The organism is Mobiluncus porci (assembly GCF_009695935.1).
Taxonomy (GTDB): Bacteria; Actinomycetota; Actinomycetes; order Actinomycetales; family Actinomycetaceae; genus Mobiluncus; species Mobiluncus porci.
In genome coordinates this window covers 55,076-68,754 of sequence record NZ_VUMY01000009.1, presented here as the reverse complement: position 1 = coordinate 68,754, position 13,679 = coordinate 55,076, and the positions used below count along the sequence as shown (strand labels likewise).

The following is a 13,679-nucleotide window of genomic DNA, read 5'->3' as shown; positions in this document are numbered from 1 at the left end:
GAGCCATGTCCCAGCGTATTACCCTCCCGCCCCTCCCGCAGACGCTGGACGAATTGTGTGAGGCCTATGCCACCGCCACCGGCTCTTTCGCGTGGCGGCTCGCGGATCGGATGCTTCGCTTTTTCCCCAACGCCCCGCTGAGCGCGGTAAAACCAGCGAATTCCATTGCTTTTCTAAGACTGCGGGCTACCTTGCTCGACACTTTGGGGGATGTTAACGCCTGCCGCGCTATCTACAAGTTCGCCGCCACCCAAGCCGCCGGCATGGGAGATGTGGTATCTCAAGCAGCTGCTTTGGCGCAGCTCCACGTGGACCGGTCTTTTCGCCTCGATGATGACACAGAGCATGGCTCCCCCTTTGTCGGCTCGATTCGAGATGATTTGAGGGACATTGCGGGACTCCTCGAGTCACACCCCACGGCCCTGAGTCAAAACCCCGATCTCGCTACTGCAACGCTGGTCCATCTCACCCACGGTTTCGCGCTGATTGGCGCCAACGATGATGGACGCGAGACCCTCGCCCAAGCCCGCATCATTTGTCCCGATAAGGAGTCTTTACGTGCCAGCCTTGACTTGGCGGATGCGGTTTTACTGGCGTGCAATGGGGAGATCGATGAGGCTCTCGAGTTCGGGGAGCTCATTTTGGGGCGCGATTCGGAAGATCCCCTCGCCCTCCAAGTCGAGGTGAGACAGTTTTTGGGAACCTGGTATCGCGCTGTGGGACGCCACGCAGACGCCGCCAACCATCTGCGTATCGTGACGGATTTGTGTCGCGACTATGAGCTTCCCTACCTCGCGGTGGTCTCCGCCATGGAACAGGTCTCTTCCCTCGTGGAGTTGGGCAAGTCAGAAATCGTGGTGGATTTAGCGTCTTGGGCTTTGGATCAAGCTCACGAAATCGGGGTCAACAATGAGGTGGTGCGAACCCTAGATATTGTTCTGGTAGAGACTCTCTCCAGCCTCGACAAACACCTCCAGGCGCTCAATTGCGCCGAAATCGCAGGAACCCGCGCCCGCGAACACGGGGATGTGGCTTCTGCCATTCTCCTCTACGAGATGGGAGCCAAGGCGGCTCGCAAGGTTGGAGACCAGGCTCGAGCCGCGAATCTCTACGGGTTTTGCGCTGAGCTCTCCGTCGGATCGGTGGCCATCCAGGCGCGTTTTCTGAGAAAAGAAGCCGAGGCTGTCATCGAGACCGTCGGCCTGCAACCCCCGCAAGCCCTTGTTGAACCAGACTCCCCCGGGGACGAAACCACAGCGAGCCTGGAGGAAGCTTTCTACCCCACACCCGCAAAACCAACCGATTTGAGCGCCATCGAAGTCCGAACTGCCTTATCCTTAGCTGAAGATCTCCTGAACAAGGCCTTAGCTCTGCTAGTGTCTACTCCAGAGGGAGACCTCGACCGCGGCGCCGCCGAGTTAGCGAGATGGAACACGCTTCGAGAGTGGCTCAGCGGTCTTTCCGGGGAAAGCTCGGTAAAAACAAAAGTGAAGGAAGATTCATAATGGCGAGGCGACTGGAGAACACCCTGCTACTGCCGGATATTGCCGCGCAATATGTTTCCGCCAGCCATTCAGTAAGCCTGCGTTTACTGGCCTACGCTTTGCAGGCTTTTCCCCTAGCCAATCCGTTTAAAGGCTCCGAGACCCGCTCGCTAGCGGAAAATCTCAATGTGATGCGACTGTGGGCGGACATGCTGGTGGCTCGCGGCGAGAACGAGGCCGCAGCCACCGCTTGGCGGCAGGTTGCCCTGTGGTCGCACGGAGCTCGCGACCAGGTAGGCGCCACTTTGGCTCTCGCTCAAGCCTTGCGGCTGCTGTTGGAGAAGATGGATCCGCAGGAGGCCACCGCCACCGCCACCGGCTTGATAAAAATGCTCGGCCCACTGCCCCTTTCGAAAACGAAGTCAGAGGCCATGGTGGTGCTTTCGGAGTGCCTACTGTGGCTCGGGGATATTAAGGCCGCGAAGATTTTGCAACAGGAGGCCTCTCGGGAAACCGAGAGCCTGCGGTTGGATACCACCTTATTGGCGGCCCAGATTTATCTCGCCGAGGGGCAAGAGTCTCAGGCCATTTTCCTCCTGGATGATTCGGAAAGTAACCTCGGGATTTTCAAAGATGCCCAAGGAGCGCGAATGGCTTTGGGGATGATGCGGCTCCAGATTGAGAAAGACGCCGGGGACTATGGGGCGGCTTTTACCCTCGTCGAGGAGCTCATCAGGGTCGCCAAGTCGGAGGGGTTGCTACTGCAAGAGGCCATGTTGGAGGCGACCCGCACTGAACTCGATGCAGCTATCTACGCAGATATCGATGTGATTACCCACGGGATTCAGGCTCTGAAACTCTTCGACCGGCTGAACCTTGGACAAGCGCGGCGCGTAGGGGTGAAGTCGATTTTAGCCCAGGCCCTAAACCGCATGGGACGAGCCAAGAAAGGGATCGAATATGCCGAAGAGGTCGCGACTTATGCGCACCGGATCCATGATTTGGGCCTCGAACAGGAGTTCACCGTAATCGCCGCGGATTTGGCCGCTCGCGACCTGCAAGGCATTCGGGCCGCCGGCCTCTACGGGTCCGCGGCCGATTTGTATAGTGAACAGCCGTTGCTGCGGGCTCGTTATCTCCGGAAATGCGCGGTGCAGCTCATGGCCTCGGCGGGCTCTGACCGTGAGAAAACCACCAATTGGGCGCTGGCGCTCATGCGAGAGGCCGGGGATTTATTGCATGCTTTGGACCGTGATCGGGAGGTTGCCGGAGAGCTATCGGCTTGGGCCTTTGACCGTTTGTGGATCAAGACTCGACGTTGAAGGCGCGCTACGTGTACGGGGGTGGCCTAGAGCCACCAGAGCCACCATTTTTTCCGGATGAACACGAGTTGCGGCTAAACTCTTTAGGTGATTACTGCCACCGGATTGACGCTGCGGATTGCTGACCGCGTACTGTTGCATGACGCATCTTTCCAGGTAAACAAGGGAATGCGGATTGGTTTGGTGGGGCGAAACGGGGCGGGAAAAACCACGTTGATGCGACTCCTGTCCGGAACCGGACTTCCCGACGCCATCCAGGTGGAGGGTAGCGTCTCTCGAACCAGCACCCCCGGGTATCTCCCCCAAGACCCCGGAGAGGTAGACCCCGACCAGATTGTTCGCGACCATATTCTTTCGGTTAGGGGTCTTGACAAGATTGAGGCGCGAATCCGGAAAGCCGAGATGGCGATGAGTGCTGAAACCGGAGAAAAACAGCAAAAGGCGATGGAAAAATATGTTCGCCTCGACCAGGAATTCCATGTCTCCGGCGGTTATGCTGCCGCCTCTGAGGCCGCCCAGATTGCCGCCAACCTCGGCATCGACAATAAGACCATGGCCCAAAAACTCGGGACTCTATCCGGCGGACAGCGCCGCCGCGTGGAGCTGGCTCGCGTCCTGTTTTCCGGAGCCGACACACTGCTCCTAGATGAACCCACGAACCACCTTGATCACGATTCGATAATGTGGCTGCGCGGCTTTTTACGTTCATTTTCCGGCGGCTTCTTGGTGATTTCCCACAATGTGAAACTCCTTGACGAGACGGTGAATCAGGTCATGTTTCTGGATGCCCTGCGCGGACAGGTAGACACCTATCACCTCGGGTGGAAGGCGTATTTGAAGGCTCGCGCCGAAGACGAAGCGCGTCGGAAACGCGAGCGGGCCGTGGCGGAAAAGAAAGCCGCTTCCCTGCGTGAACAGGGAGAACGCCTCCATGCCAAAGCCACCAAGGCCGTTGCCGCCCAGCAAATGCTGCGCCGCGCGGAGGCATTGCTCGAAAACACCCAAGCCGAAGGACCTCGTGAAAAGGTCGCGAAACTCGCGTTTCCCAAGCCCGCGCCTTGCGGAAAAGTTCCTCTCACTGCCGAAGGCTTGTCTAAATCCTACGGTTCCTTAGAGGTCTTTACCGACCTGTCTTTAGCGGTGGATCGCGGAGCCAAGGTTGTGGTTTTGGGGTTCAACGGCGCGGGCAAGACGACGCTCCTGCGGCTCTTGGCAGGTCTCGAAGAGCCCGACACTGGAGAAGTCATCGCTGGCCACGGGCTCAAACTCGGCTATTATGCCCAGGAGCACGAAACTCTCGATAACGCGTTAACGGTCGTGGAAAATCTCCAGGCGGTCGCGCCGGGGTTGAATGATACCGAACTGCGCTCTCTCCTTGGCCAGTTCTTGTTTTCCGGGTCGGATGCGGATAAACCGACCGGGGTCTTGTCAGGCGGGGAGAAAACCCGACTTGCTTTAGCGACCCTGGTGATGAGCGGGGCCAATGTGCTGCTCCTTGATGAACCGACCAATAACCTCGACCCGGCCTCGCGGGAAGAAATCTTGAAGTCTTTGGCGAGCTACGAGGGTGCGGTGGTTCTCGTCACCCACGACCCTGGCGCGGTGCAGGCGCTTTCCCCCGAGAGGGTGCTACTGCTGCCAGATGGGGATGAGGATTTGTGGGACGATGACGAGTACCTGGAACTCGTGGAAGCCGACTAAGCCGCTAGACTGGGAGAATCGGTTTCGGATAAGAATTCGGACAAGAACTCGGATAAGTAAAGGAAGAGGATGAAAACCACTCGCGTATTGACCGGGGGTGCGGCCTTGCTGATGGCCGCCTCGGCACTGGCTGGTTGTGGGACCAAGGCAACTTCGGCTGACCCGATGGGACAATATGAGGCCAAGAAGGGCGAGATTCCCTCGATGGTGAAGAATTTTTCAGGTCCGAATCTCGGGGTGCTGTTGAGCGGAGCCGAGATTGGCGGATTGAGCCCGAAAGTCATCGATGCCGAGACCGTGGGGACGATGCGACTGGCTGACCAGCAGGGCACGGAGTTGATCCAGGCCGCTACCTTTGATCCCGCGAACTGTCAACAAAAGCTTCTGGAAACCTATAAGGACAACTCGGAACTTCCCGCGGCTTTCTCTCAAGGGGTTTCCGCAGGCAATGCCACCACAATTCGGGTCCAGTTGCGCTCTCATCCCGCAGTGGAGGAGGCTGGAGAACCCAGCCAGACCCAGCAAGCCCTAGCCGAGACTTGCCCCAGTTACACTGTGACGGTTCCGGGAACTGACGGCAAGGCCGGTGAAGTCACCCAATTCAAGATGAGTGCCAAAGCCTTCCCGCTTGAAGGCGCCACTGATGGTCTCATGACTACCTTGACGGCTTCCCCCAGCGGTGGCTCGAGTTTTACAGAGGTTGGAATTTTCCAGCGGGTTGGCAACCTTGACCTGCGCGTTTACTTCGATGGGAAGGAGCCAGAGAAGGACGCTGCTGCCGCGAAGGCGGATTTACAGAATCTCGTGACTCACCTTGGTCAAGCCTTGGTCGCCAAAGGCTAGGGGCCTCCGTTTTTCTCAACGTCACGCCGGGGTCGGGGTCCAAACCCATGAGAATTTGGCTCGCACTGCCACTACGGGCGATATTCTCCTGGGTTAGGGACGGGAGCTTCGCCTCGCGGCGCGAAGTCTCAGATTCTCGGGGTGCCCCGAGTGTAAGGTTCCGGAACCGGCGCCTCGTCGCCCAGCCGCGTCGCCCAAGCCAGCGGTAAGGACGGATCAGTCAATAAAGGCCGGCCGACTTCGACAACGCTGGCTCCTCCGGTGACGAGAATCTGTTCCGCTTGAGCGGGCTCGGTAATCATCCCGACGGCGGAAACCGGTAGCGGCCCGCGGTTTTGGATTTCAGAAGCATATTTGACCTGGTAGCCAGGGGCTTCCGGAACTGTCACCCCGTCGACAAGGCCGCCGGTGGAAACGTCTATAAAGTCCACCCCGAGTCTCGCCAGTTCGGTCACGATTTTTCCCCAGTCCTCCAAGGTCACATCGCGGCGCATTTCGAACTGCGCTTGGGGAAGCCAGTTTGTCGCGGAAATCCGCATCAGCAGGGGAAACTTATTGCCCAATTCCCCGCGAATCATGACGACGATTTCTTTCCAAAACCGGAAGCGTCCCTCAAGGTCTCCCCCATACTCGTCCACGCGGTGGTTGGTCAGGGGAGAAAGGAATTGGTGCAGCAAATAACCGTGAGCGCCGTGGAGCTCCACAAACTCGAATCCCGCATCGAGGGCACGACGAGTGGCTTCTATAAACTGGGTTTGGATTTTTTTGATTTCGGCAAGGGTTAGCTCGCGTGGAGGCTCGTGGCGAGGCGTGAATGGCAGGGGGCTCGGAGCCACGGTCTGCCAGCCAATCCCACCGAGAGTCGAATTTTCCGGAGCCAACGGGGTGCCGGAGGGGGAGGCGGAGGCTTTGCGTCCCGCGTGAGAGATTTGGATTCCGGCAACCGCCCCGCCTTCTTTAATGAGATTTGCCAGTCGCGCGAAACCGGGAATCTTTTCATCCCGATCCAGCATCAAGTCGAAAGGGCTGATACGCCCTTCAGGACTCACTGCGGTGGCCTCAACGATGACAGCCCCGACACCTCCGGCAGCGCGAGCCCCGTAGTGAACCTCATGCCAATCATTGGGCCAGCCAGCGCTCGGACCTTCCGAAGAGGCTGTGAACTGGCACATTGGCGGCATCCACAGGCGGTTGCGGAATTTCACCCCGTGCAGCTCATACGGTTCAAACAGTCGCGACATACCTTCAATTCTACTTGGGTTTCAGGAATTTCATCCTCACTTTGGGGTGATTGCTTGCACGAATGTACGGTGTAATGGTGATTTTCTCCTGGCGCCAAATTTGCTTTGGATGAATTGCCTGCTCAAAGCGTTTTCATTTTTTTCATAACGAGTCCGCGGTCTTCACGCCGTACATTCGTGCACGCGTGATTCTCTTTTTGGGGGATTCAATGCACAAAATGCCATTCACGCCCTCTTCCGCTTGCGTTTCACTCCAAGCGAACAGGATTCACTTCTGAAACTGTCTCTTCGTAAGACCAATAATTGTGTTCAAGCTGCGAGGAGTTGGGCCACGCGCTGGTGGGACAGACCGAGCACTGCCCCGATTTCCCGCGTGGAAAGACCGGCGCATTTCATGGTGTTGACAGCCTTGAGAGTGAGGTCCTGGGCGCGAGTTTCGGCAGCGCTGGCTTGGGAACGAGCCTCCAGGGCAAGGGACGGCGCGTCGGAACCGTCGACGAGAATCTCGCCAATCACGACGTCGAACTTATCTGGTTTGGTTTCGCTAACAAGGGAAATATATTCCTGAGCCATCGTCTCGACTTCTGCAAAGTTGCGGGCTTGGGTGAGTCCAGAGATCTCCGGAACAGAAACCAGCCAGAAATCGCCTTCGCGCTTCACATTCAGTCGGTAGGTTTTCTTTTTCATTGCCCACTCCCCTCCATTACTTTCAACAGCTCTCGGTAAACTCCTGCGCTGATTGTTTTGTGCCCATCTGCCAGGGTAAATTTCACCCCAGTGGGAGATTCCCAGGTCGTATGCGAACCCGCGTGCCGGATTGGCTTCCAACCCGCTTTACGCAGCAACTTCACAACACGGCGAGTGTCTTGCGCAGCGACCATTTTAATCCTAATCTATTTGACACAATAAGGCAACAGAACTAGACAGAAAGTGTCACTCATAGTGGCCTTTGTCGCGGTCGTGGATGAGGGTTCGCAAAACCAGGGCGATGGCGCCGCGGGTAAAGGCTTCGCGAATTTCTTGGCGGGTGCGCTCCCCCGGAACGGTTATGGGCCAAACCTGCATGGTGTAAGGGGTAGCACAACCAAGAAAACCGGTTCCGGCAGGCACGCCCAAGTCAGATTCCGGCCCGGCTACCCCCGTGGAGGAAACTGCCACATCGGCATCAAAAAGCTGCAAGGCACCGGCCGCCATTGACATGGCGCACTCTGGCGAATAAGCCGTTTTTTCGTCCAATAAGTCCGCGTCTACGCCGAGCACCTTGGTTTTCATCGCATCGGCATAGGTCACGACCCCGCCATTCAGTACGTCAGAAGCGCCCGGTACCCCGACCAGGGTCGAGGCAATCATGCCACCGGTGAGAGATTCCGCACAGGCAAGCCTCAAGCCGAGCTCACGCATCCAGTCAATCAGCAAAGGCGCGGATTTTTCTGTCTCAAAACGACCCAAGGAGCCTCCACTTTCAGAATGCGCCCGCTCGGAGGAAAGTAAAGTATCAATATTGCGGGCGCTCCCCTCCCCGCTCATCGCCGCAGCATATGGATTATTCATCAGTTTTCGCTTTCAAGTTCTTTCAGTTCTTCCATAGTTTCGCGAACCAGCATTCCCACCAGACCCGAATCAAAGCCGCGGGAGGCGAGATAACGCCAGAGTTTCGCCTGTAATTTAGCCCGTCCCTCGCGCGAGCCAATATCAAGGCCACGGCGCGCCGAGGTGAGTTTTCCAGCCAGCAAAGCCCGCGCGTTAGCCGTTTCCCAGTCGGGCGACTCTTCGTCGAGCGCCCTCAACGCAGCCTCCACGGTCCCAGTCTCGAGCCCCCGTTTTTCCATGTCGGCGCGGAGCTTCGCCCGCGACAATCCGGCTTTTCCCGCCCGCTGCCGGACGAGTTCAGTAGCGTAATCGTGGTCATCTAACCACCCCCGAGCTCCGAAGAGCGTCACGGCTTCTTCCACTGCTTCGGAAGTGAACCCTTTTTCCGCGAGGTACTCCCGCATCTGCGATTCGGTCACGGCACGGCGGTCTAAGAGATTTAGCCCCGCCTCGGCAGCCTCATTGGCTGCCGAGGCGACTAAATGTAGGCTCATGAGGCTTTCCGCATCTTCTTCGCAGTACTAGCGCTCTCGTTTTCCGTCTCATCCATAACGACAGCAATCTTGGCTTCGCCAGTTTCATCGGCTGCGCTCTCGGTCGCGTCATCCCCGGCGGTATCCTCCGCCGAAGCGTTGGGATCTTCACGAATTCCCATGGCAATAAGAATCTTGTTTTCAATCTCATCGGCGAGTTCAGGGTTATCCTTCAAGAACTTCCGGACATTTTCTTTCCCCTGCCCCAGTTGAAGTTCCCCGTAGGTGAACCAGGCTCCGGACTTCGTAATCACGTCAGACTCCACCCCGAGGTCAATCAGGCTTCCTTCACGGGAGATACCCTCACCGTAGACGATATCGAATTCTGCCTGACGGAAAGGCGGAGCCATCTTGTTCTTGACAATCTTGGCACGAGTTCGGTTCCCTACCGCATCGGTACCGTTCTTCAAAGTTTCAATCCGTCGCACATCGATTCGCACCGAAGCATAGAATTTGAGCGCTTTACCGCCGGTGGTTGTCTCCGGAGAGCCGAAGAAGACACCAATCTTTTCGCGCAGTTGGTTGATGAAAATCGCAGTGGTTCCCGTCGCGGACAAGGCGCCGGTGAGCTTACGCAAAGCCTGACTCATCAAACGCGCCTGCAAGCCGACATGAGAATCCCCCATGTCGCCCTCGATTTCCGCCTTCGGAACGAGAGCCGCCACAGAGTCAATGACGATAATGTCGAGCCCGCCCGAGCGAATCAGCATATCCGCGATTTCGAGAGCCTGTTCACCGGTGTCGGGTTGGCTCACGAGCAAGTTATCAATATCCACCCCGAGATTTTGGGCATACACCGGATCGAGGGCGTGTTCCGCATCAATAAATGCCGCATTGCCGCCGGCCTTTTGCGCACTCGCCACCGCATGGAGCGCCACCGTAGTCTTACCCGAAGACTCCGGACCGTAAATTTCTACAATACGTCCGCGCGGTAAACCACCGATTCCCAGCGCCACATCCAGCGCAATAGAACCGGTCGGAATCACCGAAATGCTCTTGTTGACCGCGGAATCCCCCAGTCGCATCACGGAGCCTTTACCGAATTGCTTGTCGATCTGACCGAGGGCCGTTTCCAGAGCCTTCGCCCGTTCGTTTTTCGCCATTATTTTGCCTTTCTTGTCCGCAGCTCGCCGCTGCCCGATTATCCAGGTTGTCTGCTCCAGCCCCTCTCCGAGGCCTTCAAGATGAGACTACGCGCAACCTCCCGCGTGAAAAATCGGCTATCTTGCACCATGTGGAAAACGCCAATTTTCGTCACCTGTGGAAAACATTATATCGAACACGCGTTCGAATCTTGCGACACGCCGCACGCCTCCAAAAATCCCTAGAAAACCGCCACTAAGTCACAGGCGCGCTCGCCACCAAAGCCTAAGAATCCGCGAAAATTTTCAAAAGAATTACCTAGCTTATGTATTTTCTTTACCCTCCGTTAACTCCTAAAATCCTCTCTTCCCTTGCCGAATTAAACGAATGTCGCGAGGAAAACGACACAAGAAGTCCAGGGAGGGAAGATGAGCCTCAGCGTCGGTTTGACGAGCTACGGGATGTACCGTGACATCTCGCAAACTGGCGCGACCCAAAAATCCTCCGCCTCCGAATCCTTCTCCGAAGACGAAACGAAGACCATTGCGATTTCAGTCCCCTCGGCTGACGGCGCCTCCATTGTTTCTTCCTCGGTTCAGTCGCGTCGCCCCACAACTTCCGCCGAAGCCGCGGCGCTGGCGGTAGGATTTGAGGCTCAGGCCGCACAGTATCTTGAACAAGCGCGCGCTGCGGAAAGCACCCAGAACGGCAACCCTCAGCAGTTGCGCGCCAAAGCAGCCCAAGCTCGCCAGCAGGCTCAGGCCATGCGCGGGATTGAAATGTCTTTAGCGGCTAAGGAAGCCCGCGAGGCCCAAGCGGAGGCCCAGCGCTTGGCTCAGACTGCGAAAGAAGAAAAAGCAGAACAAGTTGAGAAAGCGGAGAAAACCAAGACTGCCATCGCGCCGACCCCACCTTATGCCATCGAAAACGACAACACCGCCACTCCTCTCGGTGCCGCACCGACGGATTCCCAAACCGCCGAGGAATCCAGGAAGATCGAAGCTAAACAGGATGAGGCGGAATCTCGTCTCGTGAGGCTACAAATGGCTCAGGCCATCTTCTGGACCCAACAGCTCCAAGAAGTTCAGTAATCCTACTATTTTGGCTCTCCTTGCCGAAGTAAATGAGTGTTGCCAGGATGGCGACATAGTCTCACAGCCACGGAGGGCGAAATGGGCATCACTTTTGGCACGTCTGTGCTCGGGATGAGTACTCACCTCACCCTGGGGGTCCAGCAGCGTGCGTCCATTCGCTCTTTTGCTCGCTCCGCTGGCACCCTCACTAAAAGGGGCGAAGAAACTCTCAATGCTCTCGACACTTTCGACCGTAACCAGGCGTTGAACCAAGAACTTAAGAAGCAAAACGATGCCGCGGCGAGAAAGGCAAAGCGCGAATCCAGCGCCCTGGAGTCTTTCAAAGGCGCTGGCTCTGCCGGAAGTTCCCGCCACGCCGCCTCCACGGCCGGAGCATATGAAAGCCAAGCCCTAGCCTATGCCCAACAGGCCAAGGAGGCTGCCGCGATGGGCGACGAGGAGAAGGCCGCCGAGCTGAGCCACAAGGCTCTGATGGCTTCAGCAAATGCCAACAAGATGCACGCCGAAGAAGCCAAGCTTGCCCGCAAAGAAGCGGAGGAACGCTCCGCCAAAATTCGTCAGGAACGCAAGGAAGAAATTGCTGAGCGTAAAGCCGAGGAAAAGGCTCGGGAGGCACTGGCTGCTGCGAAACAGCGCCGCCTCGAAGAAGCGCAGGATAAAGCCGTTGATGCCAAACATCACCTAGAGGAGGCTCGCAAGGCCAAGCACGAGCGTAAAGCCGCCGAGGCCGAGGTTTGGGGGAAGCGCCTGGAGGAAGGCCAGTTCTGGATTCGGCAAATGCAACTGGTGCAAGAGGGCAAACATCCGACCCAGGCCGTGGCTCGGGCGCAAATCCAGGCTTTCCGCGATGCTTCCGTGGCAGTTGAAACCGTGGCTCCGGATTTTACCCCAACGGTGTTGGCTGCCTAGGGACGTTTAGAAACCTTGCCGACAGCAAAGGGCAAAACTGAGCCGAAAGACCTACCCCTGTCCATAACTCATTTGCGTTTTGACCAAGTGGTTTCGTTTTGGACGCGACCGGCTAGCCAGCAAATCAGGAAGATAAGGAAAGAAATCGTCGTGATATAGGGCGAAATCGGGAGACCCGGACCCAGCGAGAGCAGGATGCCGCCGAGAGCCGAGATGAGCGCAAAGATAACCGCGAGGGCGTGTTGGTGATACGGGTTCGCGCTGACTCTGGCCGCGGCGGCCCCCGGGGTAATCAACAGCGACAGCACCAAGAGTGCCCCAACCATTTGCACCGCCAAGGCCACCACCAGGCCCAAGATGACCATGAACAAGAGGTTCATCACGCGCGGGGACACCCCTTTGGTGAAAGCCACCGCCGGATCCACCGCCGCGTAGTAGAGTCGTCTCCCAAACAGCGCCAAGGTCAAGACCACGAGGAAACCAACCGCAGCAAAAACCGCGAGTTGGTTCGTATCGACCGAAACGATTTGGCCGGTCAAGAGGCCAAATTTATTCGAGGACCGCCCTTTATAAAGGGACAAAAACAGCACCCCGATACCGAGTCCGAAAGGCAGCAGCACGCCGATAAGCGCGTTTGTCCCCCAGCGCTTGGTGTAAGTTGCGCTCATCAGGAGTGCTGCCACTACCGAGCCGACGAGGGCTCCGCCGGTAACACTCGCTCCCAGGAACAGCGCGACCGAGGCTCCCGCGAAGGAAAGCTCGGAAGTCCCGTGTACTGCGAAAGCTGCGTCTCTAAGTTGCACCAGGGGGGACAGCAGTCCGGCCACCACGGCGAGAATGGCCGCCGCAATCAGGGATTCTTGGACCAGCGGGAGGAGTTCAAAAAAACCGTCGAAGTTGATGATGACATCCATTAGTGACCTGCTTCTTTCGGGTTGTGAGGGCGTTCCGCGGATTCGAAGTGGCCAGCATGGTGGTGACCATGGAGGGCCTCTTCAGCAAACTGATTACCGGATTCTCCGCCCAAGACGAAGAAGTTGCCGCCAATCTTCACAACCTCAACGGTTTCTCCATAGAGCCTAGTGAGGACTTCGCTCGACATGACTTCATTCACAGTCCCCACGGCGGCGCGACCTAAAGCGATGTAAACCACCTTGTCGAGCAGTTTTTCGACCGGATTCAACTCGTGGGTGACGAGAAGGATGGCGGTGCCTTGTTGGCTGAGACGTTCGAAAATCTCCACGATTTCGCCCTGGTGCTTGATGTCTAGTGAGGCCAGGGGCTCATCGGCCAGGAGAATCTCGGGTTCACTCACGATGGCAGCAGCTATCCGCAATCGCTGTAGCTCCCCGCCGGAGAGCAGGTTAATCGGGGCATCCGCGTAGGATTCGGCTCCCACCGCCTCGATTGCCTTCTGAATCCGTTTCGAGGCCCCAGGTTGGTTCCAAAATCCGAGTTTCGCCCCTTCAAGACCCAGATAAACCACGTCGCGACCGCGGATTTGGGCGCTGCGCGGGAAACGTCCGTGCTGGGGAAGGTAGGAGACTCTTGCCCCTTGACTGAGGCTCACCGTGCCAGCCGCCGGTTTCACTTCCCCCAACACCGCTTTGAGGAGCGTGGTTTTTCCGGCACCATTTTGTCCCAGAATCCCGACGATATCCCCGGGCGCCACCTCCAGATTGAGGTCGTGGAACACCTCTCTGCCGCCGTAGCTCAGGGCGAGATTATTGATTTTCAGCAAGTCCAAAACTGCTCGATTCTCTCTTTAATATTGCCTGCCGGAAATATCCGGGGAGTTTTTCGACAACATCGCGGTTTTCGGGGCTCTGGTGTCGAAAAACTCCCCAGATAATCCAAATTTCTCAACCCAGGAATCTGG

Annotated in this window: 14 protein-coding genes; 6 read left to right on the top strand and 8 right to left on the bottom strand. The window is 57.3% G+C overall.

Translation table 11 applies throughout. The annotated features are described in order from the left end of the window. Nucleotides 1-5 precede the first annotated feature (5 nt). The 4 genes from FYJ63_RS06205 (at nt 6) to FYJ63_RS06190 (ending at nt 5,350) form a co-directional block, all read left to right on the top strand. Nucleotides 6-1,505 (top strand): hypothetical protein, encoded by a 1,500-nt coding sequence (locus FYJ63_RS06205; RefSeq protein ID WP_154544848.1) that lies wholly within the window; start codon nt 6-8, stop codon nt 1,503-1,505. Continuing rightward, on the top strand, nt 1,505-2,806 hold the full coding sequence (locus FYJ63_RS06200; protein ID WP_154544846.1) for an exopolyphosphatase: 1,302 nt from the start codon (nt 1,505-1,507) through the stop codon (nt 2,804-2,806). The genes FYJ63_RS06205 and FYJ63_RS06200 overlap by 1 nt, the downstream gene beginning before the upstream one ends. Before the next feature lie 87 nt (nt 2,807-2,893). Continuing rightward, nucleotides 2,894-4,507, top strand: a complete 1,614-nt coding sequence (locus tag FYJ63_RS06195; RefSeq protein WP_287847073.1) for an ABC-F family ATP-binding cassette domain-containing protein — start codon at nt 2,894-2,896, stop codon at nt 4,505-4,507. A gap of 69 nt (nt 4,508-4,576) precedes the next feature. Continuing rightward, nucleotides 4,577-5,350, top strand: coding sequence for a hypothetical protein (locus tag FYJ63_RS06190; RefSeq protein ID WP_154544844.1), 774 nt, complete (start codon nt 4,577-4,579; stop codon nt 5,348-5,350). A 128-nt stretch (nt 5,351-5,478) separates the two neighbouring features. On the opposite strand, the gene FYJ63_RS06185 is transcribed toward FYJ63_RS06190, so the two are convergent. From FYJ63_RS06185 to recA, 6 genes are all read right to left on the bottom strand, one after another. After that, on the bottom strand, nt 5,479-6,591 hold the full coding sequence (locus FYJ63_RS06185; RefSeq protein WP_154544842.1) for an oxidoreductase: 1,113 nt from the start codon (nt 6,589-6,591) through the stop codon (nt 5,479-5,481). A 309-nt stretch (nt 6,592-6,900) separates the two neighbouring features. Next, nucleotides 6,901-7,278 carry a HicB family toxin-antitoxin system gene (locus FYJ63_RS06180; protein WP_154544840.1) on the bottom strand — a complete coding sequence of 126 codons (378 nt, stop codon included), beginning with the start codon at nt 7,276-7,278 and terminating at the stop codon, nt 6,901-6,903. Continuing rightward, the gene (locus tag FYJ63_RS11495) at nt 7,275-7,472 is read right to left on the bottom strand and encodes a type II toxin-antitoxin system HicA family toxin (protein ID WP_154544838.1); all 198 of its coding nucleotides are present in this window, start codon (nt 7,470-7,472) and stop codon (nt 7,275-7,277) included. The genes FYJ63_RS06180 and FYJ63_RS11495 overlap by 4 nt, the downstream gene beginning before the upstream one ends. A gap of 52 nt (nt 7,473-7,524) precedes the next feature. After that, a complete protein-coding gene (locus tag FYJ63_RS06170; protein ID WP_154544836.1) occupies nt 7,525-8,142 on the bottom strand; it encodes a CinA family protein in 618 nt (205 codons plus the stop codon). After that, nucleotides 8,142-8,675: a regulatory protein RecX gene (locus FYJ63_RS06165; protein ID WP_154544825.1), complete on the bottom strand. Its 534-nt coding sequence runs from the start codon at nt 8,673-8,675 to the stop codon at nt 8,142-8,144. Before FYJ63_RS06165 ends, FYJ63_RS06170 begins: the two co-directional genes overlap by 1 nt. Continuing rightward, nucleotides 8,672-9,817, bottom strand: a complete 1,146-nt coding sequence (gene recA / locus FYJ63_RS06160) for a recombinase RecA (RefSeq protein WP_154544823.1) — start codon at nt 9,815-9,817, stop codon at nt 8,672-8,674. The genes FYJ63_RS06165 and recA overlap by 4 nt, the downstream gene beginning before the upstream one ends. A gap of 408 nt (nt 9,818-10,225) precedes the next feature. Between recA and FYJ63_RS06155 the strand changes: the two genes are divergently transcribed. Then, complete coding sequence (locus tag FYJ63_RS06155; RefSeq protein WP_154544821.1) at nt 10,226-10,888, top strand: hypothetical protein; 663 nt, start codon at nt 10,226-10,228, stop codon at nt 10,886-10,888. A gap of 81 nt (nt 10,889-10,969) precedes the next feature. After that, nucleotides 10,970-11,800 (top strand): hypothetical protein, encoded by an 831-nt coding sequence (locus FYJ63_RS06150; protein WP_154544819.1) that lies wholly within the window; start codon nt 10,970-10,972, stop codon nt 11,798-11,800. Between the two features lie 68 nt (nt 11,801-11,868). Here the strand turns inward: FYJ63_RS06150 and FYJ63_RS06145 are convergent, their stop codons facing one another. Continuing rightward, the gene (locus tag FYJ63_RS06145) at nt 11,869-12,714 is read right to left on the bottom strand and encodes a metal ABC transporter permease (RefSeq protein WP_154544817.1); all 846 of its coding nucleotides are present in this window, start codon (nt 12,712-12,714) and stop codon (nt 11,869-11,871) included. After that, nucleotides 12,714-13,547, bottom strand: a complete 834-nt coding sequence (locus FYJ63_RS06140; RefSeq protein WP_154544815.1) for a metal ABC transporter ATP-binding protein — start codon at nt 13,545-13,547, stop codon at nt 12,714-12,716. The genes FYJ63_RS06145 and FYJ63_RS06140 overlap by 1 nt, the downstream gene beginning before the upstream one ends. Nucleotides 13,548-13,679 lie beyond the last annotated feature (132 nt).